The sequence below is a fragment of the Geodermatophilus sp. SYSU D00867 genome (assembly GCF_054050315.1).
In genome coordinates this window covers 185,270-208,229 of sequence record NZ_JBJGZC010000003.1, presented here as the reverse complement: position 1 = coordinate 208,229, position 22,960 = coordinate 185,270, and the positions used below count along the sequence as shown (strand labels likewise).

Here is a 22,960-nt window from a genome sequence, read left to right as displayed (position 1 = left end):
GTGCACCTCCGCGGACGTGCGCGGGAGCCGCGTCAGAAGCGGCCGCCGCCGCTGCGGCCGCGGCTGCGCGAGCCGCCGAAGCTGCCGCCCCGCGGCCGCCCGCCACCGCTCCCCAGGCCACCGCTCCCCAGGCCACCACCGAAGCCACCGCCGAGGCCCCCGCCCCCGTGGCCCCGGCCGTGCCCGCCGCCGAAGCCGCCGGCCAGGATGCCGCCGAGCACGAGGCTGCCGAGGTCGACGCCGCCCCGCCCGCCGCCGTACCCCGGCCCGTACCCCGGCCCGTACCCCGGCCCGTAGCCGCCGCCGTACCCGCCGCCGTAGCCCGAGGACCACGTGGCGACGTCGGCCTGCGCGAGCTGCAGCGCCGACTGCGCGAGCTGGTCGGCCAGCTGCGCCTCCCGCAGCGCGCCCTCGGGGTCGGTGCGCCCGGTGCCGACGGCGGCGTCGAGGTGGCGCTGCGCCTCGGCCAGCCGCGTGCGGGCCTCGGGGCCGACCGCGCCGCGCCGGGTGGCGACGAAGTCCGCTGCGGCGGCCACCGCCGAGCGGGCCCGCAGCAGCGTCTGGTCCAGCGCCGCGGCCGCCCGGCGGGCCCGGGTCTGCGCGTCCCGGGCGACGGCGAGCGCCTGCTCCAGCGCGACGTCGGCCTCCTCCAGCCTTCGCAGCGCGGTGAGCGGGTCGGGCAGCGCGCCGTCGCCGGAGCCCATGGCCTCCTCCGCCGCGGCGAGCCCCGTCTCGGCCCGGGCCACCTGCGGCCGCAGCCCGCCGGCGTCCCCGGAGGCCACCAGGGCGCGGGCCTCGGCGAGGTCCTCCTCGGTCTCGGCGCGGACGGCGGGCAGCCGGGCGGCGGCCTCCTCGAGGTCGCGCTCGAGCCGGGCGACGGCGTCGAGCAGCGTGCCGACCTGGGCCACCGCGTCCTCGGCCGCCCGCAGGTCGCCCACCGCCTCGCCGGAGCGGCCGGCGTCGAGCGCGGCCCGGGCCTCGGCGACCTCCTGCTCGGCGGCGGCCAGCCGCGCGCGGGCCTGGTCGAGGTTGTCGGCCACCGGCGCCAGCGCGGACGCCGCGTACCGCCGCTGCAGCCGGGTCATCCGCTGCTCGTCCTGCGGCAGCCGGCCGTGCAGCGCGGTGATCCGCGGGCCCAGCGCCTCCAGCGCCTGCGGGGCGGTGCGCTCGAGGTCGCGCAGCTGCTCGAAGGCCTGCGCCTGCTCGTCGAGCCGGGCGTCGGCGGCCGCGGTGAGCTGCAGGATCTCGCCCAGGATCCGCCGCCGCGCCGGCTCGTCCTCCGGGACCTCGTCGTCGAGCTGCTGGCGCAGCGTGAAGGCGCGGGTGAGTTCCTGCCGCGACTGCCCCAGCGCCTCGGTGAACCCGGCGACGGCGGCCTCCCCGTACTGCAGCCGGGCGAAGTCCAGGTCCAGCTGGGAGGTCTTCACCGCCTCGTCGAGGTCGAGCAGCGCGGCGCCGGCCCGGCCCTGCAGCTCCTCGGTGGGCACACCGGCGTTCGGGTCGGGCCGCTCGATCCGCGTCGTCGGGGGCGGCGTCCCCTGCCGGCGGCGCCGCGAGCGCGCCACCAGGTAGGCACCTCCGCCGACGACGGCGACCCCTCCGACGACGGCGGCGGTGACGGCCCCCGAGCCGCCGTCGGAGCCGGAGCCCGCCGGGTCGCCGACGCCCTCGGCGAAGGCCACCCCGGCGCCGGCCCAGTCGTCGGCGCCGAGCTCGGGCTCGACGTCGCGCGCGAGGAACTCCTCGACCTCCGCGTCCGTCTGCGGGAACGCGTCGTCGACCCAGTAGCCGTAGCGCCGGTCGTCCACCGCGACGGCGAACAGCACGTCGGTCGACCCGAGTCCGGACGCCTCCGCGGTGGCCTGCGCCCACGCCCCCTGGTCGATGCCGTCGAAGCTGGCCACGTAGACGACGAACGCCTGCGTGCCGTCCTCGGCCTGCCGCTCGTCGACCGCCTGCTGCACCTGCGCGAGTCCCCCGGAGCCGAGCACGCCGGCGCGGTCGGTCACCTCGTCGGGGACGTCGAAGGGCGGCTCGGCCAGCGCCGGGCTGCCGCCGGCGACCAGGACCGCGGCCGTGACTGCGAGGACCCCCATCAGCCGGCGCACGGTCCCGACCCTAGGTGGGCGCCTCCCTTTCGGCGGGATGGGACGGGCACGACCGGGTAGGGGGCGGTCGACCGAGTCCCGACCCGAGGAGGACCACCCGTGAGCGAGACCGACCGCATCCCCGCCGACCGGCTGCCCCCGGGGACGGTGGGCCGGGCCGGGAGGTGGGCGGTGGGCAACCGCGACGGCGAGTACTTCGCCGTGTCCCGCCGCTGCCGCCACCAGCTCGCCGACCTCTCCGAGGGGTCCCTCGACGAGGACGGCTGCCTGGTCTGCCCGTGGCACCAGAGCCGGTTCGACGTGCGCACCGGCGAGATGGTCGAGGGCCCGCGCGGCTTCCTCGGCTACCACGGGCCCACGCCGGGCTACACCCAGTTCGTCCGGGGCTACGCGAAGGTGCTGCGGCTGCGGGTGAAGCGGGCGCTGCGCCGCGGCGACGACGTCGTCGTGGAGGACTGAGGCACGGGGAGCGATCCCCACGTCCCGGCGGCCGGGACGTGGGGACGGCCCTCCTGCAGGGCGCCGCCGCGAGCCTGGGAGCGGCCGGGGGCAGCAGGGTCCTCCGGCTACGCCCGGCTCAGCTCCTGCCAGGTGGCCCGGCGGACGGCCTGCTCGGCGGGGTCGGGGACGGGCAGCGACGCCAGCAGTCGCTGCGTGTACGGGTGCTGCGGCGCGCCGAGCACCTGCTCCCCGGTGCCCTCCTCGACCAGCCGGCCGCGGTAGAGCACGGCGATCCGGTCGGCCAGCAGGTCGACGACGGCGAGGTCGTGGCTGATGAACAGCGCCGCGAAGCCCAGCTCGCGCTGCAGCTCCGCGAACAGCTCCAGCACCCGGGCCTGCACCGAGACGTCCAGCGCCGAGGTCGGCTCGTCGGCGATGAGCAGCTCGGGGTCCAACGCCAGTGCACGCGCCAGGCTGGCCCGCTGGCGCTGCCCGCCCGACAGCTCGTGCGGGTAGCGGTCGCCGAACGCCCGCGGCAGCTGCACCGCCTCGAGCAGCTCGTCGACCCGGCCGCGCGCCTCGTGGGCGTCACCGGCGCGGCCGTGCACGACCAGCGGTTCGGCGACGGCGTCGGCCACGGTCAGCAGCGGGTTGAAGCTGGAGGCGGGGTCCTGGAAGACGAACCCGATGCGCTCGCGGACCGGCCGGAAGCGCTTCTCCTTGACGCCGTTCATCTCGGTGCCGAGCACCGACAGGGACCCGCCGGTCACCCTCGTCAGGCCGGCGATGGCCCGCCCGATCGTCGTCTTGCCGCTGCCGCTCTCCCCCACCAGGCCGAGCACCTCGCCCGGGCGGATGGCGAACGAGACGCCGTCGACGGCGGTGAAGTCCGGCCGGCGCAGCCGGCCGGGGTAGACGATCCGCAGGTCGCGCGCCTGCACGACCGGCGCGGCGGTCTCCCAGCCGGCCGGGCGCGCGGCGGCGCGCTCCGCCGTCCGCACCCGGCCCTGGCCGAGGCGCGGCACCGAGCCGAGCAGCTGGCGGGTGTACTCCTCGCGCGGGGCGGAGAACAGCGTCCGGACGTCGGCCTGCTCGACGACCCGGCCCTGGTACATGACCGCCACCCGGTCGGCGAGGTCGGCCACCACGCCCATGTTGTGGGTGATCAGCACGATCGCGGCGCCGAACTCGTCGCGGCAGCGGCGCAGCAGGTCGAGGATCTCGGCCTGCACGGTGACGTCGAGGGCCGTCGTCGGCTCGTCGGCGATGATCACGCCCGGGTCGAGGACCAGCGCCTGGGCGATGACGATGCGCTGCTTCTGGCCGCCGGAGAACTGGTGCGGGTAGTGGTCCACCCGCGTCTCCGGGTCGGGGATGCCCACCCGCCGCAGCACGTCGACGGCCTTGGCACGGGCCTCCTTGCGGGACAGCCGGCCGTGCGCCCGCAGCCCCTCGGCGATCTGCCAGCCGACCGGGTAGACGGGGTTGAGCGCGGTCGAGGGCTCCTGGAAGACCATCGCCGCGTCCCGGCCGCGCACCTCGCCGAGCCCGGACCGGGACAGCGTGACGACGTCGTGCGCGTCGCTGCCGTCCTTGCGGGTGAGCAGCACCGCGCCGCGGGTGGTCGCGGTCTCCGGCAGCAGCCCCAGGATGCTGCGCGCGGTCACGGTCTTGCCGCTGCCGCTCTCCCCCACGATCGCCAGCACCTCGCCGGCGGCCACCGACAGGCTCACGTCCTGCACCGCGGCGACGGTGCCGGCATCGGTGGCGAAGGAGACCGACAGGTCCTGGATGTCGACGACGGGCTCGCCGCCGACGGGCAGGGTGGTGCTCACCGGACCTCCTCGATGCCGGCCAGGCCGGCCGGACCCCCACCGAGCACGCCGCCCGGCACCACGGACACCTCGCCGGACTCCCCGGACTCGGCGGCCCGGCGGCTCCGCAGCCGCGGGTCGGCCAGGTCGTTGAGGCTCTCGCCGACGAGGGTGAGGCCGAGGACCACCAGGACGATGGCCAGGCCGGGGAACACCGACGTCCACCAGATGCCGCTGGTGACGTCGGAGAGCGCGCGGTTGAGGTCGAAGCCCCACTCCGCGGCGGCGGTCTGCTCGATGCCGAACCCGAGGAAGCCCAGGCCGGCGAGGGTGAGGATCGCCTCGGAGGCGTTGAGCGTGAGGATCAGCGGCAGCGTGCGGGTGGCGTTGCGCAGCACGTGCCGGGTCATGATCCGCCAGTGGCCCGCCCCGATGACCTTCGCCGACTCGACGAACGCCTCGGCCTTGATCCGCACCACCTCGGCCCGCACCACGCGGAAGTACTGCGGGATGAAGATGACGGTGATCGACAGCGCCGCGGCCAGGATGCCGCCCCACAGGCTCGACTGCCCACCGCTGATCACGATCGCCACGACGATGGCGAGCAGCAGCGACGGGAAGGCGTAGATGGCGTCGCAGACGACGACGAGCACCCGGTCGACCCAGCCGCCGAAGTAGCCCGACACCAGTCCGAGCAGCACGCCGACGAAGATCGACAGCACCACGGCGACGACCACGACGAGCAGCGCCGTCCGGGTGCCGTGGACGACCCGCGACAGGACGTCGTAGCCGCCGACGGTGGTGCCGAGCAGGTGGTCACCCGACGGGGGCCGCTGGGCGCCGAACGAGCCGGACCCGTCGCGCAGCTGGCTGAAGCCGTACGGGGAGATGACGTCGGCGAGCAGCGCGGTGAGCAGGAAGAGCCCGGTCAGCACGAGGCCCGCGACGAGCATGCCGCGCTGCAGCCCGACGCTCTGGCGCAACTGGCGGACCAGCGGCAGCCCGCGCTTGCGCCGCGGGGTCACGGTGGTGGCCATCAGTACCTCACTCGCGGGTCGATCAGCGCCGCGATCACGTCGACGACGAAGTTGGTCACGGCGACGATGACGGCCAGCAGCACGACCATGCCCTGGACGGCGACGAAGTCCCGGGCCTGCAGGTACTGCACCAGCTGGAAGCCCAGGCCCTTCCACTCGAACGTCGTCTCGGTGAGGACCGCGCCGCCGAGAAGCAGCGCGATCTGCAGGCCCATGACGGTGACGATCGGGATGAGCGCCGGCCGGTAGGCGTGCTTGCGCAGCAGCCGGCGCTCGCTGACGCCGCGCGAGCGGGCGGCCTCGACGTAGCCCATGCCCAGCGTCCCGATCACGTTGGTGCGGACCAGCCGGAGGAAGACGCCGGCGGTGAGCAGGCCGAGCGCGACCGCGGGCAGGACGGCGTGCTCGAGCACGTCGCGGACGACCTCGCCGTTGCCGGTGCGGATCGCGTCGACCAGGTAGATGCCGGTCGGGTCGTCGACACCGGTCTGGATGAGGATCTCGCTGCGGGTGGAGGCCCGGCCGGCGACCGGGAGCCAGCCCAGGCCGCTGGCGAAGACCAGCTTGAGCAGCATGCCGGCGAAGAAGACCGGCGTCGCGTAGCAGAAGATCGCGAACACGCGCAGGACGGCGTCGGGCCAGCGGTCGCGGGCGTAGGCGGCGAAGCGGCCGAGCGGCACGCCGACGACGAACGCGACGAGCAGCGCGTAGACGGCCAGCTCCAGCGTCGCGGTACCGAACTCGGTGAGCACCTCGAGCACCGGGCGCCGGTCGGAGAGGGTCGTGCCGAAGTCCAGGCGGACCAGGTCCCCGAGGAACTCGCCGTACTGCACCAGCAGGGGGCGGTCGTAGCCGGCCTCGCGCACGCGCTGGGCCAGTTCGTCGGCGGGCAGGCGGCCGCCGAGCGCGGCGGTGATCGGGTCGCCGGTGGACCGCATGAGGAAGAAGACCGTCGTCACGAGGACGAAGACGGTCGGGATGATCAGCAGGAACCGGATCAGCAGGTAGCTGCCCAGCCCGCCACCGCCGCGGCGCCGGCGTCCGCCGGCGGGGGCGGCGTCGGCCTCGGGGCCGGTGCCGGTGAGCTCGGTCGTGGTGGTGGTCATGTCTCCTGCTCGTTCAGGTCCGGTGAGGACCGGTGCCGGGTCCCGGTCACATGGTCCGCCTCACACGGGTCGGCCCCGGGTGGCCTCCGTTCGGGAGGCCACCCGGGGCCGGGGTCGTCCGCCTGCCCGCGTCAGCCGCGGGACAGCGCGCCGTAGCGGAACTTGAAGGACGCGTCCAGGGTGTCCTGGGCGCCCTCCACGCCGGTCCGCACGACGGCGACCTGCGCGCCCTGCAGGTAGGGCACCGTCGACAGGTCGGCGGCGACCAGCTGCTGGATCTGCTCGATCAGCGCCTGCCGCTGCGCCGGGTCGGCGGTGGTGGCCTGCTGCAGGATCAGGTCGTTGACCTGCTGGTTGGCGTAGTGGTTGCTGAGGAAGTTCTCCGTGAGGAAGAACGGCGTCAGGTAGTTGTCGGCGTCGGAGTAGTCCGGGAACCAGCCGAGCTGGTAGGCCGGGTAGACGTCGGCGGTGCGCTGCTCGGAGTACTGCGTCCACTCGGTGGTCTGCAGGTCCACCTGGAACAGGCCGGTCGCCTCGAGCTGGTCCTTGATGAGCGCGTACTCGTCACCGGAGCTCGGCCCGTAGTGGTCGTTGGAGTACTGCAGCGACAGCTGGACCGGGGTCTGCACGCCGGCGGCCTGCAGGGTCTGGGCCGCCTTGTCGGCGTCGGGGCCACCCTGGCCGTCGCCGTAGAGGTCCCGCAGCGGCGTGGTGGCGCCGGTCAGGCCCTCGGGGACGAAGGAGTACAGCGGGGTGTAGGTGCCGCGGTACACCTGGTCGGCGATCTCCTGCCGGTCGAGCAGGTGGGCCACCGCCTGGCGGACGGCGAGCGCCTTGGCCGGGTCGGCCTCGGGCGTCGTCGCGCCGTGGGGCTGGGTGTTGAAGTTGAAGACGATGTAGCGGATCTCGCCGCCGGGGCCGTCGACGACCTCGACCTCGTCGTTGCCGCGCAGGTCGTCGATGTCGGTCGCCGACAGGCTGCGGAAGGCCACGTCGACCGCGCCCTCCTCGACGTCGAGCTTGAGGTTCGACGCCTCGGCGTAGTAACGGACGTTGACCGCGCTGGTCTTCGGCGCGCCGAGCAGGCCCTGGTAGTCGGGGTTGGCCTCGTAGGAGATGAGGTCGTTCTGCTCGTAGCTGGTGATCGTGTACGGGCCGGCGAAGGCGTTGCCGTCGACGATCTCGGCGTCGGGGGTCAGCGCGTCGGCGGCGAAGACCTCCTCGTCGACGATCGGGCCGGCCGGGCTCGACAGGATCTGCGGGAAGACCTGGTCGTTCGGGGAGGTCAGGTTGAAGACGACGGTGGTGTCGTCCGGGGTGTCGACGCCGGCCAGGTTGTACAGCAGCGACGCCGGGCCGTTCGGGTCGTTGATGGCGACCATGCGGTCGAACGAGAACTTGACGTCGGAGCTGGTCAGCTCGTGGCCGTTGGCGAAGGTCAGACCGTCCTTGAGCGTCACCGTGTACTGGTTGGGCGCGGTGAACTCGGCCGACTCGGCGATGTCCGGCTCGACCTCCGGGCTGCCGTACGGGGTGTTCATCAGGAACGGGTAGACCTGGTTCATGACGGCGAAGGAGCCGTTGTCGTAGGAACCGGCCGGGTCGATCGTCGTGATGACGTCGGTGGTGCCGATGATCAGCGCGTCGCCGCCGTCACCCGAGCCGCCGCCGGAGCCGCCGTCGTCACCACCGCCGCCGCAGGCGGTCAGGGCGAGCGCCGTGACGGCGATGCCGGCGGTGGCCGCGCGCGCGCGACGGCCAGGGGTCCCTACGGGAGTCATCCGCTACCTCGTTCTCGAGCGCGGCCGCGCGGCGCCTCCGGGGCGCCGACGTGCGGCCGCCGTGGCCTGTGGCTGCTCATGGGTAGCACACGTCTCTCAGCGCTCAGAGACCTCGACGGCGGGCGTTACCCGACCGTGACGGCCGTCCCGCGTCCACCCGCTAGGCGTCGATGCGGCGGCGGCCCTCGAACGCGCGGCCCAGGGTGATCTCGTCGGCGTACTCGAGGTCGCCGCCGACGGGGAGCCCGCTGGCCAGGCGGGAGACGGTGAGGCCCAGGGGGCCGACCAGCCGGGCCAGGTAGGCCGCGGTGGCCTCGCCCTCGAGGTTGGGGTCGGTGGCGATGATCAGCTCGGTGACGGTGCCGTCCATGAGCCGGGTCATGAGCTCCTTGACCCGCAGGTCGTCGGGGCCGACGCCCTCGATCGGGCTGATCGCGCCACCGAGGACGTGGTAGCGGCCGCGGAACTCGCGGGTGCGCTCGATGGCGACGACGTCCTTGGGCTCCTCGACGACGCAGATGACGTCGTCGGAGCGGCGCGGGTCCTTGCAGATCCGGCACTGCTCGCCCTCGGCGACGTTGTAGCAGGTCACGCAGAAGCGGACCTCGGCCTGCACGCGCTGCAGCGCGGCGACCAGCCGGCCGACGTCGGCGGACTCGGCGGCGAGCAGGTGGAAGGCGATGCGCTGCGCGCTCTTGGGCCCGACGCCGGGCAGGCGGCCGAGCTCGTCGATGAGGTCCTGGACGGCCCCCTCGTACACGGTGCTCCTCGGGGAGAAGGGAGAGGTGGTGCGCCGGTCAGGCGCCGGGCAGCCCGGGGAAGCCGCCGCCCAGACCACCGGCCAGGGGGCCCATGCGGTCGGCGGTCAGCTCGCTCGCCAGGCGCGAGGCGTCGCGGACGGCGGCGACGACGAGGTCCTGCAGGGTCTCCACGTCGTCGGGGTCGACGGCCGACGGCGCGATGGTGACCGCCCGCAGCTCGCCGTCGCCGGTCATCGTGGCCGTGACCAGGCCGCCGCCGGCCGAGCCGGTGACCTCCTCGTTCGCCAGCTGCTCCTGCGCGGCGGCCAGCGCCTGCTGCATCTGCTGGGCCTGCTGCAGGATCGCGGACAGGTCGGGCTGGCCACCACCGGGGAACATGACCCGAGGGTAGGCCGCCGGTCCGACATCCGGGGGGACGGCGGCCGGGACCGGCGCGGTCAGCCCTCCAGCGGCTGGGCGCCGAGCTGGGCGCGCAGCAGCGCGAGCGCCGCCTGCTCGGGGTCGACGGAGGGCTCGCGGTCGGCGGCGGGGTCGTCGCCCTCGGCCGCCCGCTGCGCCATGAGCTCGCGCGCCTCGGCGGCCTCCGCCGCCCGGGCCGCCTCGCGCGCGGCCTCCGGGGACGGGCCGGCGGGACCCGAGCCGCGGGTCGCGCCCTCGACGACCGCCTCGACCTTCCAGCGCACGCCGAGCAGCTCGTTGAGCGCCTCGCGCAGCACGTCCTTGTTGAGGTCGTCGCCGATCCGGCGGGCCAGCGCGGGCGACGACGTCGACAGCGTGAGCACGCCGTTGCGCAGCTCGTGCACCTGCGCGTTCTTGAGCAGCGCCTCGGTGGTGCGCTTGTGCCGCTTGACGACGGCGAGCAGCTCGGGCCACACCCGGCGGACGTCGCCGGTGCCCAGCCCGCCCTCGCCGGCGTCCCCGGCCTGGTCGGCGGGCGGGTTCGCGGACACCACCGGGGTCGGCTCCCCGCCGCGCGGGGCGGGCGCGGACCCGGCGGCGGCCCGCGGGGGCGCGGCCGGCGGGCGCGGCTCGGCCACCCGGGCCGCCGCGGCGCGCGCGGCGGCGGGCTGGGCCGGGTGCGGCCAGTCCTCGTCGTCGGTCGGCTCGGGCGGCAGCGGGATGTCGGGTTCCCCGGTGGCCACCCGCGCGCCGGGCCGGGGGCCGGCCGGGGCGGGGGTCGGGCGGGACGGCGCTGACCCGGGCGGCGTGGTCTCGGGCCAGTCGTCGGCCGCGGCTGCCGGGGAGGACGCCGCCGGGGACGCCGCGGCCGGGGCGCCGGCACCGGGCGCCCGGGTCTCCGGCCAGTCGTCGGCAGCCGCCGCCGGGGAGGTCGCGGCGGGCGCCGGGCTCGGCAGCGGACCCGCGGCCGCCGGGGCGGGCGGGGCCGCGGGCGGCGCGGCGGGAGGCGCCGCGGGCGCGGGCGGCTCGGGCGCGGCCGGGGGCTGCGCGGCCCGCTGCGAGGGGCGGACGTACTCGCGCCGCGGCGGGCCGCCGCGCTCGGCCGGCGCCGGCGCCGGCTCCTCGCGGACCGGCGCGGGGCGCGCGGCCTCGCGGGCGGGCGCCACGGGCGCGACACCGGCACCGGCACCGGCCTCCGGCGCGCCGCCGATCGCCAGCCGCCGCTCGAGGCGCTCGAGCCGCTGCAGCGCGCCGGCGGCGGTGTCGTCGGTGGCCGGCAGCAGCATCCGCGCGCAGACCAGCTCCAGCAGCAGCCGCGGCGCGGTCGTGCCGCGCATCTCGGTCAGCCCGGCGTGCACCGTGTCGGCCAGGCGCGACAGCGTCGCCGACCCGAGCGCCTTGGCCTGCTGCACCATCAGGTCCAGCCGGTCGGGCGGGCAGTCGAGCAGGCCGTTGGCGCCGGCGTCGGGCACGGCGTCGAGGACGATGAGGTCGCGCAGCCGGTCCAGCAGGTCGGTGGCGAAGCGGCGCGGGTCGTGCCCGGCCTCCACGACGCGGTCGACGGCCCGGAACACACCCGGCGCGTCCTGGGCGGCCAGCGCGTCGACGGCCTCGTCGAGCAGCGCGTCGTCGGTGACGCCGAGCAGCCCGACGGCGCCGGCGTAGGTGACGCCCTCGGGCCCGGCGCCGGCCAGCAGCTGGTCGAGGATCGACAGCGAGTCGCGCACCGAGCCGCCGCCGGCCCGCACGACCAGCGGGAACACCGTCGGCTCGACCTGCACGCCCTCGGCGGCACAGGTCTTCTCCAGCAGCCCGCGCAGCGTCGTCGGCGGCACCAGCCGGAACGGGTAGTGGTGCGTGCGCGAGCGGATCGTCGGCAGCACCTTGTCCGGCTCGGTCGTCGCGAAGACGAAGACCAGGAACTCCGGCGGCTCCTCGACCACCTTGAGCAGGGCGTTGAAGCCCTGCGTGGTCACCATGTGCGCCTCGTCGACGATGTAGACCTTGTAGCGGCTGTTCACCGGCGCGAAGAAGGCGCGCTCCCGCAGGTCCCGGGCGTCGTCGACACCGCCGTGGCTGGCCGCGTCGATCTCGATGACGTCGAGCGAGCCCGGGCCGTCGGGCGCCAGCGCGACGCAGGACGCGCACACCCCGCACGGGGTCGACGTCGGCCCCTGCTCGCAGTTGAGCGAGCGGGCCAGGATCCGCGCCGACGACGTCTTGCCGCAGCCGCGCGGGCCGCTGAACAGGTAGGCGTGGTTGATCCGGCCGCCGTCGACGGCGTTGACCAGCGGGGTGGTCACGTGCTCCTGGCCGACCACCTCGGCGAAGGTCGCCGGGCGGTACTTCCGGTAGAGCGCCAGAGCCACGCGGCGAGGTTACGCGGCACCGCGGACAGCCCGGCGGACCTCGGGTCCCCCGGTCCCCGCGGGCCGCGCTCAGCGCACGACGGTGTCCGGGTCGGCGTCCAGGAGCGCGAGGTCGGCGCGCGACGGCAGCCCCTCCCAGTCGCCGGGCACCGTCACCGCGAACGCCCCAGCCGAGGTCGCCAGCGCCAGCCGCTCCTCCGGCGGCAGCCCCAGGCACAGGCCGCCGAGGTAGCCCGCGCCGAACGCGTCCCCGGCCCCCACCGGGTCCACGACGTCGACCCGGCGGGCCGGGACGCGGCGGACCACCCCGTCGATGCTCGACAGCGACCCCGCCGCGCCCTTCTTCACCAGCACCTGGCGGGGCCCCAGGGCACCCAGCGCGGCGAGCAGCGTCCGGTCGTCCGGGCCCTCGACGAGCAGGCGGGCCTCCTCCTCGGTCGCCAGGACGACGTCCGCGGCGCGCACCAGCTCGTGCAGCACCGGCCCGGCCTCGGCCGGGGACCACAGCGCGCTGCGGTAGTTGAGGTCCACCGACACCGGCACGCCGGCCGACCGGGCCTCCTCCACGGCCGCGAGGACCGCCTGCCGCGCGGAGGCGCTGAGGGCCGGCGTGATCCCGGTGACGTGCAGGACGCCGGCCGCGGCGACGACCGCGGGGTCGACGTCGTCCGGGGACAGCCGGGAGCCGGCGCTGCCGGAGCGGTAGTAGAGGACGCGGGTGGCCCGCGCGGTCCGACGCTCCTTGACCATCAGCCCGGTCGGGGCGCCGGGGTCGACGACGGCGGTCGCGGTGACGCCCTGCCCGCGCAGCGTCGTGGCGACCAGGCGGCCGAACTCGTCGTCCCCGACCCGGCCGATCCAGGTGGCCGGCACGCCCAGCCGCACCGCGCCCACGGCCAGGTTGGACTCGGCGCCGGCGATCCCCAGCCGCAGCGCGGGCGCGTGCCGCAGCAGGCCGACCTCCGGCGGCCACAGCAGCGCCATGGTCTCCCCCAGCGTGACGACGCCGCGGACGACGGCAGGGTCCCCCGCCGCGCTCACGCGCCGGACCGCCCGCGGGCCACCGCGTCGAGCGCGGCGCGGGCCCGGCCGGCCAGCCCGGCCAGCTCCGCGTCGTCCTCGAGCGCCCGGCCCAGCAGCGGGCCGCCCATCCCGACGGCGACCGCGCCCGCCTGCAGGTAGCCGGGCACGTCCTCGACGCCGACGCCGCCGGTGGGCACCAGCAGGACGTCGTCGAGGGGGCCGCGCACCTCGCGCAGGTACCGCGGGCCGCCGGCCGACCCCGCCGGGAAGACCTTCACCGCGGCCGCCCCGAGGTCCCAGGCGCGGGCGATCTCCGTGGGCGTGAGCGCGCCGGGGTACCAGGCCAGTCCGCGCTCGGCGGCGCGCCGCCCGACCGCCTCGTCGGTGTTCGGGGCGACGACGAAGACCGCGCCGGCGTCGGCGGCGCGGTCCACCTCCTCGGGCCGGCGCACCGTGCCGACGCCGATCTCGGTCCCCGCGCCGGCGTCGGCGGTCAGCCGGCCGACCACGTCCAGGGCGCCCGGGGTGTTCATCGTGACCTCGAGGCAGCGGACGCCGGCGTCGAGGAGCACCTCGCACGCGGCGGCCAGCCGCTCCCCGGACCGGCCGCGCAGGATGGCGACCAGGCCGCTCCCGGTGAGCGCCGGCCCGGGCTGCAGGCGGGCGCCGGTCACCGTGCCGCACCCATCCGCCGGATGCCCTCCAGCAGGTCGTCGGTGTCCGTGGCCAGCGACAGCCGCACCCACCCCTCCCCGAGCGGCCCGAACGTGGTCCCGGGCGCCACGGCGACGGAGTCCCGGCGCAGCAGCTCCAGGGACCACGCCCCCACGTCCCCGCCGCTGCGGTCCCGGACGTCGACCCACAGGTAGAAGGCCCCCTCGGGGCGCAGGTACCCCAGCCCGCAGGCGCCGAGCGCGTCGACGGCGAGGTCGCGCCGCTGCCGGTAGGTCTCCCGCATCGCGACGACGTCGTCCTGCGGGCCGCGCAGCGCGGCCAGCGCCGCGGCCTGGGCGGGGGCGTTGACGCAGGCCAGCAGCGGCTCCTGCAGCTTGGCCGCCTGCCGGGCGACGTCCTCCCCGGGGCTGACCAGGTAGCCGACGCGCAGCCCGGTCATCGCGTAGGTCTTGGAGAAGCTGAAGGCGCTCAGCACGCGGCCGTCCCGGTCGAACCGGCCGGGGCTGACGTGCGGCCGGTCGAAGGTCAGCTCGTCGTAGCACTCGTCGGAGAGCAGCCAGAGGTCGTGGTCCTCGGCGAAGCGGACCAGCGCCTCGACGTCGGCGGCCGGGAGCACCGTGCCGAGCGGGTTGGACGGGGTGTTGACCACGATCAGTCGGGTGCGGTCGGTGACCAGGCCGGCCAGCTCGCCGGGGTCGGGGCGGAAGCCGTTCTCCGGCCGCAGGGGGTAGCGCACCGGGACCGCCTGCAGCAGCTGCACCGCCATGGCGTAGTTCGGCCAGCCCGGGTCGGGGATCAGCACCTCGTCGCCGGCGCCGATCGTCAGGGACAGCGCGTTGTGCAGCGCCTGCGCCCCGCCCGCGGAGACGACCACCTGCGCGGGCGTCGCCGGGAAGCCGTTGACCGTGCTGACCTTCTCCGCGATCGCCTGCCGCAGCGGGTCGATCCCGGCGTTCGGGACGTAGTGCGTCTCCCCGGCGGCGTACGCCGCCCGGGCGGCCTCGACGACGTGCGCCGGCGAGGGGAAGCTCGGCTCCCCCACGTGCAGGCCGATCACCGGGCCGGGCAGGCTCCACGCGAGGTCCATCACCTGTCGGATGCCGGAGCGCGGCATGGTCTCCGCCCCCGTGGCCAGGCTGGGCATGGGTCGGTCGTCTCCTCGTCGGGGTCGGTTCAGGCCGCGGCGGCGGCCAGGCGGGGGAACAGCGAGCGGGCGGTGCCGCCGGTCACGCGGGCCGCCTCCCGCCCGGTCAGGCCGGGCAGCGCGGACGCCACGATCCCGACGAGGGTGTCGTACCCCGGGACGTCGCTGGGCCACGGGTGGTCCGAGCCCCACAGCAGGCGGTCGGCGCCGTAGGCGGCGGCCAGCCGGCGCGTGACGGGGAACAGGTCGGCGTACGGCGGTTCCTCGGCCGAGAGCGCGTACTGGCCCGAGACGAGCACGTGCACCCGCGGCGCGTCGGCCAGCCGCAGCAGCCGCTGGACCAGCGGCTCGGGCAGCGGGTCGTCGAACCGGGGCCGGCGGTGCTCGTCCACCCACATGTCGTGGGGGCAGAAGCCGAGGTGGTTGAGGACGACGACGAGGTCGGGCAGCAGCCGCACGAGCTCCTCGAGCAGCGGCAGCTGCGGCGGCGGCAGGTAGCTCCACAGCGGCAACCCCTCCTCCGCCATCAGCCGGAGCACCGGCAGGGCCGGGGAGTCCGCGACGGGCCGGGACGGGTCGCCGAGCCAGCCGGTGCGCAGGGCGCCGAGGTCCCAGCGCTCGCGCCGCCGGCGCAGCGCCGCGACCGGGTCGGCGCCGGTGGTCCCCAGCTCGGCCCCCGTGGCGACGGCGACGCCGGCGAACCGGGTGGGGAACCGGTCGAGGGCGTCGGCGACGTCGTCGTCGACGGCGTCCAGGGCGACGAGCACCGCCGCGTCCACGCCCGCGGCGTCCATCCGGGCGAGCAGGTCCTCGGCGGGCGCCTCCCGGTCCGCCGGGGCCAGCTCGTCGACGCCCCGCGGGGAGACGGCGGCGGAGCGGAAGACGTGCGCGTGCCCGTCGACCACGCCGCTCATCGCCGGGCCCGGGTGACGAACACCGCCGCCGCCGCGAGGATCACGACGCCGCGGATGAGGTCGGTGAGCGTCGCCGGCAGCTGGAGCAGGGTGACCGAGCTGCTGACCAGCGACAGCAGGACCACGCCGCCCATCGTGCCGACCAGGCTGCCGCGGCCGCCCAGGAGCGACGTGCCGCCCAGGACGACGACGGTGATGGCCGACAGCTCCAGGCCCTGCCCGGCGGTGGGCGACCCGACGGTGGCCCGCGCGGCCAGCAGGACGCCGGCCAGGGCGGCCAGGACGCCGGCCAGGACGTAGGCGGTGACCAGGACCCGCGCCACCGGGACGCCGTTGGACCGGGCCGCCGCCTGGTCCCCGCCGACCGCGAACAGCTGCCGCCCGAACGCCGTCCGGTGCAGGACGAACGCGACGACGGCGAGGGCCAGCAGCAGCACGCCGAAGGAGTAGGGCACCGGGCCGATCCGCTGCAGCGCGATCGTCGACAGCGCGGTGGTGACCCGGCCGGTGGGCGTCGTGCTGATCGTGAAGGCCGCGCCCTGGATGAGGTAGAGCGTGGCGAGGGTGACGATGAACGGCGGCAGCCCCACCCGGGCGACGAGCACCCCGTGCAGGAGACCGACCAGCGCCCCGAGCAGGAGCATCCCGACGACGACGGGCACCGTGCGGATCGGGTAGCCGTTGATCAGGATCGCCGTCAGCAGGGCCGACAGCGTGGCGAGGGAGCCGACCGCCAGGTCGATCCCGCCGCTGAGCACGACGAGGTGCTGGCCGAGCGCCGCCAGCCCCAGGACCACGGTGGCCGTGAGGACGTTCGCGACGTTGGCCGGTGCCCAGAAACCGCCGGCGTCGGCGACGGTGAGGGCCAGCACCGCGACCAGGACGACGATCCAGACCGCCGCCCCGGTGCGGGTGAGGCTCGCGAGCAGGGAGCCGCGCGTGCGGGCGGGGGCGACCCCGGCCGCGGCGCTCACCGGGTCACCCCCGCGGTGTCCAGGGCGAGGTGCATGACGTTCTCCTCGGTGACGTCCTCGCCGGCCAGCTCGCCGACGACGCCCCCCGCGCGGCAGACCAGGACGCGGTGGGACAGCCCGAGGACCTCGGGGAGGTCGCTGGAGACCACGACCACCGCCATCCCCTCGGCCGCGAGGCCGGCGATCAGCCGGTAGATCTCCGCCTTGGCGCCGACGTCGACGCCGCGGGTGGGCTCGTCGAGCAGCAGCACGCGCGGCCCCCGCCGCAGCCACTTGGCCAGCACGATCTTCTGCTGGTTCCCGCCGGAGAGCTGCCAGGTGCCCTGCTCCGGCCCGGACGCCCGGATGCCCAGGCGGGCCTGCTCCTCCTCGAACACCGCCCGCTCGCGGCGGGCGGAGAGGAAGCCGCCGCGCAGGACCTGTCCCAGCGCGGCCAGCGTGGTGTTGGCGCGCACCGGCAGCGGCAGGACCAGCCCGTCGGTCTTGCGCTCCTCCGGCACCAGGGCGACGCCGGCGGCGATGGCGCGGCGGGTGCCGGTGGGCACCGGGCGCCCGGCCACCTCGACCGTGCCCGCGGCCCGGCGGTGCTCGCCCGCGATGGTCCGCAGGAGCCGGCTGCGCCCGGAGCCGACCATGCCGGCCACGCCGACGACCTCGCCGGCCCGCACGTCGAGGTCCAGCGGCGCGGGCGTCCGGGAGCTGCTGACGGGGACCAGGCCGCGCACCCGGAGCACCGTCTCCGCGCCCGGCTCGGGCAGCGGCGGGAAGACGGCGTCGACGTCGCGGCCGACCATCTCGCGGATGATCCGCGGCACGTCGTAGTCCGACGCCGGCCCGGTGGAGACGACCCGCCCGTCGCGCAGCACGGTCACGTCGTCGGCGAGGTCGGTGACCTCCTCCAGCAGGTGGCTGATGTAGACCACCGCCACGCCGTCGGCGGCCAGCCCGCGGACGACGCCGAACAGCGCCTCCAGCTTGTCGCCGGAGAGCACCGCGGACGGCTCGTCCAGCACGATCACCCGGCTCTTCCGCACCAGCGCGCGGGCGATCTCGACCATCTGCTGGTTGGCCAGCGACAGGTCCTCGGCCCGGGTGCGGGGGTCGAGGTCGCCGAGCCCGACGCGGGCCAGCGCGGCCCGGACCTCGCGGTCCTGGGCCGGGCGGTCGAGCAGGCCCCGCGCGGTCCGCTCCTGGCCGAGCATCACGTTGTCGGCGACGCTCATGGCCGGGAGCACGGTCAGCTCCTGGTAGACGGCGCTGATCCCGGCCGCCATGGCCTGCCGGGGGTCGGTGAACCGGACCGGCTCGCCGTCGAGCAGCAGCTCCCCCTCGTCGGGGACCTGGTTGCCGGTGAGGATCCGGACGAGCGTGGACTTGCCGGCCCCGTTCTCACCGACGAGGGCGTGGACCCGACCGGGCCGACACGAGAGGTCGGCCCGGTCGAGCGCCCGCACCCCGGGGAAGGACTTGGTCAGCCCCCGGGCCTGCAGGACGGCCGTCGTGGAGGACGCCATCGGCTCAGCACAGCCCCAGTTCGCGCAGCTGCTCGTCCGGCAGGCCGGAGGGGACGAACAGGTTGTCGCTGCACTCGGGCCGCACGTACTGGTCGAGCTGCTCGTGCGTGAAGCTCGGGCTCTCGATGTAGACCTTGTCGAGGACCGGCTCGCCCTCGAGCACCGACATCGCCGTGTCCAGGCACTGGGTGCTCTGCTCGGGCGGGAAGGACGACAGCGCGAACTTGACGTCGGTGCCCTGGACCGCCTTGAGGAACGCGTTGATCGCGTCACCGGTCATCGGCGGCACGGGGCGCCCCGCCTCCTGGTAGGCCTGGACGACGCCCAGGTCGCCGTAGCCGGAGTCCGACCAGATGCCGTCCAGCTCGGGGTACTGGGTCACGAGGTTGGCGGCCACCGTCTTGGCCACCGTCGGCGACCACTCGGTGTACTGCTCGGTGACGACCTCGATGCCCGGGTACCGCGAGAACACCTCGAGCGCCGCGGCCTTCTGGAACTCGGCGGTCGGGACGCCGGCCAGCCCGCTGAGGACGGCCACCTGGCCCTCGCCGCCCAGCTGCTGCACCAGCCACTCGGCGTACATGGTGCCGAGCAGCTCGTACTGGCGGGTCACGGTGGACACCGCGCCGCTGTCCGCGCCGAGCCGGCCGGCGCAGAGGACCACCGGGATGCCCTGGGAGGCGGCCGCCTGGACCTGGCCGGTGATGCCGTCGCCCATGGGGACGACCACCATCGCGTCGGGATCCTGCGAGGCCAGCTGCTGGATGTTGTCGACCTGGGCGGTGGCGTCGCCGTTGGCCGAGGCGTAGAGGACCTCGACGCCGAGCTCCTCGGCGTGGGCGCGGAAGGCCTCCTCGTTGGTCAGGCCCCAGGAGTTGGTCGGGCCCTGCGCGGCGAAGGCGATCCGGTAGGTGTCGCCGTTCTTGGGCTCGGCGGCCCACTCGGAGGTGTCGACCTCGCAGATCTCCTCCTCGACGGGCTCGAGCTCCTCGAGGCCGAGCTGCTCGGCCGCCGTGGTCCAGGCCTCCCGGTAGGTCGCCTGCGCCTCCTCCGAGTTGGCGCACTCCTCCCCTCCGCCCCCGCCCCCGCCCGCGGACGTGCCCTCCTGCTCCGTGCCGCAGGCCGCCACGAGCGCGGCCGCCATGCCGAGAGCCAGGGGCAGGCGCAGCCGGCCCCCGCGGCGCGAGGTGCTGACGTGTGTCCTCATCGCACTCCATCCCTCTGCTTGTTCCGACGAGGGGACCGGACGGTCCACCCGCTGCTCTGGAGCCAGACGGCGAGCAGGATCACCGCGCCGCTCACCACCAGCTGCGCCCCAGCCCCGGCGCCGAGCTGCCGCAGCCAGGCGAGCAGCACGGCCAGGAGGACGACACCGGCGACCGTCTGGCCGATCCGGCCGCGTCCCCCGGTGAGGGCGATGCCACCGATCACCGCGGCGGCGACGGAGTTCAGGTCGAGGCTGCGGGACAGGCGCGCGTCGACGTAGCCGATGTAGCCGGCGTTGATCAGCCCGGCGAGGACCGCGAGCAGCGCCGCGGCGACGAAGCAGCCCACGACGATCCACCCGGTGCGCACCCCGGACAGCGCCGTCGCCCGGGCGTTCGCCCCGGTGGCGTAGAGCCGCCGCCCCAGGCCGGTGCGGGACAGCACGACGCCCGTCACCACCGCGACGGCGAGGAACACCCAGGTGGGGACGGGGACCCCGAGCCACCGGCCAGTCCCCAGCCCGCCGAGCCCGCCGGGGATGTCGCCGGAGGGGGCGCCCCGGGTCCACGCGGTGATGACGCCCTGGACCAGCACGAAGGTGGCGAAGGTGGCGACGAACGCCGGCACGTGCCGCCGCACGACGAGCAGCCCGTTGAGCAGCCCGACGACCGCGCCGGCGCCGAGGGCGAGCAGGACGGCGCCGAGCAGCCGGTCGTCGTCGCCCTGCGTGTACTCGGCGAGGATCACCGTGGTCAGCCCGACGACGGCGCCGATCGACAGGTCGATGCCCCCGACCAGCAGCACCAGGGTCTGGCCGATCGCCGTCACGCCGATCAGGCCGACCTGGAACAGCACCAGCCGCAGCACCCCGCCGCTGTAGAAGCCCGGCGTCGTGATCGCCGCCAGCACCAGGACGACCGCGAGCCCGGCCAGCGGGGCCACCAGGGACAGGGCCCGGCGCAGCAGGTCCCGGCCGGCACCGGGGCCGGCCGCCGGTGTCCCCGCCGTGGTGCCCTGCGTCGGCGCGCCGGCGGTCACGACGTCCCCTCCCCGTCCCGCGCCGTGAAGGCCCGGGCCAGGTGCTCGTACAGGTCGACGGCCCGCCGGACGGCGGCGACCGAGACCCACTCGTCGGCCCCGTGCGCGCGGCGCAGCAGCCCCGGCCCGAGCGCCGGCAGGGTGGCGATCCCCTGGGCGGCGGCGAACCAGGTCGCGTCGGTGGTGCCGGGGAAGACCGACAGCGGCGGCGCGGCGCCCAGCACCGCCTCGCACGCCTCCTGCGCGGCGCGGGCGACGGCGTGCCCCGCGGGCACGGCCGCCGGCGGCAGCCAGTCGTTGGGGGCGGCGTCGTACTCCACCGCGAGGTCGGCCCCGGTGTCGCCGGCCACCCGGGTGACCAGCCCGGTGAACGCCTCGGTCACCCCGCCGCGGTCCATCCCCGGCAGGAGCCGGACCTCGGTGTCGACGGCGACCCGGCCGGGCAGCACGCCGTAGCCGACGCCGCCGCGGAAGGTCATGCCGGTGTTGACGGTGGCCGCCCAGCCCTCGAGCGCGTCGTCGTTGGCCGGCACGGCGAGCTCGAGGTCGTCGGCGACGGCGGTGACCAGGCGGGCGGCGTCGACCCCGGCGTTGCGCGTGCCCGGGACGCCGGACAGGCTCGAGTGACCCTGCCGGCCGCGGGCGACCAGCCGCAGCCGGGCGATCCCGCGGCTGACCAGGTGCACCCGGTCGAAGTCCTCCTCGATCCCCCCGGGCTCGCCGATCACGACGGCGTCGGCGCTCAGCGGCCGGGTGGAGGCGACGTGGTGGGCGCCGTAGGTGGCGCCGTCCTCCTCGTCGGCGGTGAGGAGCAGGCTCAGCCGCCCTCGTCCGCCGGGGGCGCGCGCCAGCCGGGACGCGGCCACCAGCATGGCGGCGATCGCGCCCTTCATGTCGGCCGAGCCCAGCCCGTACAGCCGGTCGCCGTCGAGGTCGGCGCCGAGCGGGTCGACGGTCCAGGTGGCGTCCCCGACCGGCTTGGTGTCCAGGTGGCCGGACAGCACGAGGTGGCTGCCGCCGGGCCCGAGGTCCAGCGTCACCAGCAGGTTGGGACGTGCCGGGTCCAGCGCCAGCACCTCGGCGGCCGGGAGGCCGAGGGCCGGCAGCGCGTCCCGGACGACGCCGGCGACGGCGCGCTCGTCCCCCGGGGGGTTCGGGCTCGGCGTCCGCACCAGCGTCCGCGCGAGCTCGACGACGTCGAGAACGTCGCCGGCCGGTCCGTCCGCCGCCCCGGTCACTTGTACCGCCGCGCCCAGTCCTGCCCCTGCCACGTCTGGAACGTGACCGGGACGAGTCGGTAGAGCCAGCGCGGCTTGTCGAGCGTCGGCTCGAGGTACTTCGGGCCGTTCTCGCCCAGGTAGCGGGTGGACATGCGCTCGGCGACGGGCACCCACTGCCCGCCCACGTTGGGGCGCTCGACCAGCTCGGCGCGGCACTGGGCCACGACCTTCCGCTGGGCGCCCTCCTCGTCGACGGTGATCGCGCAGCGCGGCTCGGCCTCGAGGTAGCGGCCCCACGCCGCCTTCTCGCGGGGCACCACCCAGAACGCCTCGCCGTCCCACTCCTGCCAGCACGGCACCACGTAGGGCCAGCCCTGGTCGTCCAGGCAGGCCAGGCGGGCGATCCGCGGCTCGGCCAGGAACGCGGCGATCGCGTCCTCGTCGAGCTTGCCGACCTTGCCGCGCCAGCTCTCGTCCTCGCTCACGGGGTCCTCCTCTCGGCGCCCGGGGTCTCCGGGCCGCTGGTCAGGGCGCCGGCCGGGCCGTCCCCGGGCAGCGGGGCACCCAGCCGCCGGGACAGCTCCGTGGTCACCCGGAGCACGTCGGGCGCCAGGCGCTGCACGTCGTCGCTGGTGAAGCGGTAGGCGGGCGCGGACACCGACAGGCCCGCCACGACGGCGCCGGTGTGGTCGCGGACCGGGGCGGCGACGCAGCGCACGCCCTCCTCGTTCTCGATCTCGTCGGTGGCGTAGCCGCGCTCCCGGATGCCGCGCACGTGCGCGAGCACCGCCGCCACCTCCGTGAGGGTGTTCTCGGTGCGCCGCTCCAGCGGGTCCGTCAGCAGCGCGAGCACCTGGTCGTCGTCCCGCCCGGCCAGCAGCACCTTGCCGATGCCGGTGCAGTGCAGGGGGGTGCGGGAGCCGGGCCGGGCGGCCGGGCGGACCGGCTTGGGGCTGTTCACCGCGGCGACGTAGAGCACCTGCCGGCCGTCCAGGACCCCGAGGAAGCAGGTCTCGCCGCTGATCTCGACCAGTTCCTCCATGAGCTCGGCGGCCTGCGAGCGCAGGTCCAGCCGGTCGAGGAAGGACTGGCCCCAGGCGGCGACGCGCGGGCCGAGCGTGTACGCGCCCTGGCCGTCCACGCGGAGCACCTCCGCCCGGCAGAGGACGTCGAGCAGCCGCAGCGCCGTGGGGCGCGGCAGGCCGCTGGCCTCGACCAGGTCGACCAGCCGCAGCGGGCGGTCGCTGTCGGCGACGTGCTCGACCAGCCACAGGCCCTTCACCAGGGCCTTGGCCGATCCGGCCGCAGAAGTGGACGCAGTGTCCAGTTCGGCTTTGGGCACGGGGTCCATTCTGTGGGGATCAGGTTCCCGCACAAGACCCGAGCGCGTGACGATCTCGTTTCCCGGCGCCTCGGCGCCTCCGGCACCGGGCGCG

The 22,960-nt window shown here is 76.0% G+C and carries 20 protein-coding genes; 1 reads left to right on the top strand and 19 read right to left on the bottom strand.

Annotation, left to right across the window (positions count from 1 at the left end):
• Window positions 1-32 precede the first annotated feature (32 nt).
• Complete coding sequence (locus ACI8AK_RS04515) at window positions 33-2,108, bottom strand: TPM domain-containing protein (protein WP_456955212.1); 2,076 nt, start codon at window positions 2,106-2,108, stop codon at window positions 33-35.
• A 99-nt stretch (window positions 2,109-2,207) separates the two neighbouring features.
• Here ACI8AK_RS04515 and ACI8AK_RS04510 point away from each other — a divergent pair, with 99 nt between their 5' ends.
• Complete coding sequence (locus ACI8AK_RS04510; protein WP_387987494.1) at window positions 2,208-2,567, top strand: Rieske (2Fe-2S) protein; 360 nt, start codon at window positions 2,208-2,210, stop codon at window positions 2,565-2,567.
• A gap of 107 nt (window positions 2,568-2,674) precedes the next feature.
• Here the strand turns inward: ACI8AK_RS04510 and ACI8AK_RS04505 are convergent, their stop codons facing one another.
• The 18 genes from ACI8AK_RS04505 to ACI8AK_RS04420 form a co-directional block, all read right to left on the bottom strand.
• On the bottom strand, window positions 2,675-4,384 hold the full coding sequence (locus ACI8AK_RS04505; protein ID WP_387987496.1) for an ABC transporter ATP-binding protein: 1,710 nt from the start codon (window positions 4,382-4,384) through the stop codon (window positions 2,675-2,677).
• Window positions 4,381-5,400 carry an ABC transporter permease gene (locus tag ACI8AK_RS04500; RefSeq protein ID WP_456955211.1) on the bottom strand — a complete coding sequence of 340 codons (1,020 nt, stop codon included), beginning with the start codon at window positions 5,398-5,400 and terminating at the stop codon, window positions 4,381-4,383. Before ACI8AK_RS04500 ends, ACI8AK_RS04505 begins: the two co-directional genes overlap by 4 nt.
• On the bottom strand, window positions 5,400-6,506 hold the full coding sequence (locus tag ACI8AK_RS04495; RefSeq protein ID WP_387987499.1) for an ABC transporter permease: 1,107 nt from the start codon (window positions 6,504-6,506) through the stop codon (window positions 5,400-5,402). The genes ACI8AK_RS04500 and ACI8AK_RS04495 overlap by 1 nt, the downstream gene beginning before the upstream one ends.
• Window positions 6,507-6,637: 131 nt before the next feature.
• Entirely contained in the window at window positions 6,638-8,287 is a 1,650-nt protein-coding gene (locus ACI8AK_RS04490; RefSeq protein ID WP_387987501.1) for an ABC transporter substrate-binding protein, read from the bottom strand.
• A gap of 160 nt (window positions 8,288-8,447) precedes the next feature.
• The gene (gene recR, locus ACI8AK_RS04485; RefSeq protein WP_387987503.1) at window positions 8,448-9,047 is read right to left on the bottom strand and encodes a recombination mediator RecR; all 600 of its coding nucleotides are present in this window, start codon (window positions 9,045-9,047) and stop codon (window positions 8,448-8,450) included.
• A gap of 37 nt (window positions 9,048-9,084) precedes the next feature.
• Window positions 9,085-9,426 carry a YbaB/EbfC family nucleoid-associated protein gene (locus ACI8AK_RS04480; RefSeq protein WP_387987505.1) on the bottom strand — a complete coding sequence of 114 codons (342 nt, stop codon included), beginning with the start codon at window positions 9,424-9,426 and terminating at the stop codon, window positions 9,085-9,087.
• Window positions 9,427-9,485: 59 nt separating this feature from the next.
• Window positions 9,486-11,816, bottom strand: a complete 2,331-nt coding sequence (locus tag ACI8AK_RS04475) for a DNA polymerase III subunit gamma and tau (RefSeq protein WP_456955210.1) — start codon at window positions 11,814-11,816, stop codon at window positions 9,486-9,488.
• A 69-nt stretch (window positions 11,817-11,885) separates the two neighbouring features.
• A complete protein-coding gene (locus tag ACI8AK_RS04470) occupies window positions 11,886-12,857 on the bottom strand; it encodes a sugar kinase (RefSeq protein WP_387988416.1) in 972 nt (323 codons plus the stop codon).
• On the bottom strand, window positions 12,854-13,513 hold the full coding sequence (locus ACI8AK_RS04465; RefSeq protein WP_456955209.1) for a bifunctional 4-hydroxy-2-oxoglutarate aldolase/2-dehydro-3-deoxy-phosphogluconate aldolase: 660 nt from the start codon (window positions 13,511-13,513) through the stop codon (window positions 12,854-12,856). The genes ACI8AK_RS04470 and ACI8AK_RS04465 overlap by 4 nt, the downstream gene beginning before the upstream one ends.
• Window positions 13,510-14,658, bottom strand: a complete 1,149-nt coding sequence (locus ACI8AK_RS04460) for a pyridoxal phosphate-dependent aminotransferase (protein ID WP_387988418.1) — start codon at window positions 14,656-14,658, stop codon at window positions 13,510-13,512. The genes ACI8AK_RS04465 and ACI8AK_RS04460 overlap by 4 nt, the downstream gene beginning before the upstream one ends.
• Window positions 14,659-14,687: 29 nt before the next feature.
• Entirely contained in the window at window positions 14,688-15,572 is an 885-nt protein-coding gene (locus tag ACI8AK_RS04455; RefSeq protein ID WP_387988419.1) for an amidohydrolase family protein, read from the bottom strand.
• Entirely contained in the window at window positions 15,569-16,546 is a 978-nt protein-coding gene (locus ACI8AK_RS04450; protein ID WP_456903427.1) for an ABC transporter permease, read from the bottom strand. The genes ACI8AK_RS04455 and ACI8AK_RS04450 overlap by 4 nt, the downstream gene beginning before the upstream one ends.
• Window positions 16,543-18,060 carry a sugar ABC transporter ATP-binding protein gene (locus tag ACI8AK_RS04445; protein ID WP_387988421.1) on the bottom strand — a complete coding sequence of 506 codons (1,518 nt, stop codon included), beginning with the start codon at window positions 18,058-18,060 and terminating at the stop codon, window positions 16,543-16,545. The genes ACI8AK_RS04450 and ACI8AK_RS04445 overlap by 4 nt, the downstream gene beginning before the upstream one ends.
• Window positions 18,061-18,064: 4 nt before the next feature.
• Window positions 18,065-19,267 carry an ABC transporter substrate-binding protein gene (locus tag ACI8AK_RS04440; RefSeq protein ID WP_387988422.1) on the bottom strand — a complete coding sequence of 401 codons (1,203 nt, stop codon included), beginning with the start codon at window positions 19,265-19,267 and terminating at the stop codon, window positions 18,065-18,067.
• Entirely contained in the window at window positions 19,264-20,304 is a 1,041-nt protein-coding gene (locus ACI8AK_RS04435) for an ABC transporter permease (protein WP_456955208.1), read from the bottom strand. Before ACI8AK_RS04435 ends, ACI8AK_RS04440 begins: the two co-directional genes overlap by 4 nt.
• Window positions 20,301-21,575: a M20 family metallopeptidase gene (locus ACI8AK_RS04430; RefSeq protein ID WP_456955207.1), complete on the bottom strand. Its 1,275-nt coding sequence runs from the start codon at window positions 21,573-21,575 to the stop codon at window positions 20,301-20,303. Before ACI8AK_RS04430 ends, ACI8AK_RS04435 begins: the two co-directional genes overlap by 4 nt.
• Entirely contained in the window at window positions 21,539-22,009 is a 471-nt protein-coding gene (locus ACI8AK_RS04425; RefSeq protein WP_456955206.1) for a pyridoxamine 5'-phosphate oxidase family protein, read from the bottom strand. The genes ACI8AK_RS04430 and ACI8AK_RS04425 overlap by 37 nt, the downstream gene beginning before the upstream one ends.
• The gene (locus ACI8AK_RS04420; RefSeq protein ID WP_456955205.1) at window positions 22,006-22,866 is read right to left on the bottom strand and encodes an IclR family transcriptional regulator; all 861 of its coding nucleotides are present in this window, start codon (window positions 22,864-22,866) and stop codon (window positions 22,006-22,008) included. The genes ACI8AK_RS04425 and ACI8AK_RS04420 overlap by 4 nt, the downstream gene beginning before the upstream one ends.
• Window positions 22,867-22,960: the final 94 nt, after the last annotated feature.

What these genes read in the sequence shown, in the direction of transcription:
- ACI8AK_RS04500 (WP_456955211.1), bottom strand. Translation starts at nt 5,400, where the DNA reads ATGGCCACCACCGTGACCCCGCGGCGCAAGCGCGGGCTGCCGCTGGTC.
- ACI8AK_RS04455 (WP_387988419.1), bottom strand. Translation starts at nt 15,572, where the DNA reads ATGAGCGGCGTGGTCGACGGGCACGCGCACGTCTTCCGCTCCGCCGCC.
- ACI8AK_RS04490 (WP_387987501.1), bottom strand. Translation starts at nt 8,287, where the DNA reads ATGACTCCCGTAGGGACCCCTGGCCGTCGCGCGCGCGCGGCCACCGCC.
- ACI8AK_RS04460 (WP_387988418.1), bottom strand. Translation starts at nt 14,658, where the DNA reads ATGCCCAGCCTGGCCACGGGGGCGGAGACCATGCCGCGCTCCGGCATC.
- ACI8AK_RS04440 (WP_387988422.1), bottom strand. Translation starts at nt 19,267, where the DNA reads ATGAGGACACACGTCAGCACCTCGCGCCGCGGGGGCCGGCTGCGCCTG.
- ACI8AK_RS04495 (WP_387987499.1), bottom strand. Translation starts at nt 6,506, where the DNA reads ATGACCACCACCACGACCGAGCTCACCGGCACCGGCCCCGAGGCCGAC.
- ACI8AK_RS04445 (WP_387988421.1), bottom strand. Translation starts at nt 18,060, where the DNA reads ATGGCGTCCTCCACGACGGCCGTCCTGCAGGCCCGGGGGCTGACCAAG.
- ACI8AK_RS04480 (WP_387987505.1), bottom strand. Translation starts at nt 9,426, where the DNA reads ATGTTCCCCGGTGGTGGCCAGCCCGACCTGTCCGCGATCCTGCAGCAG.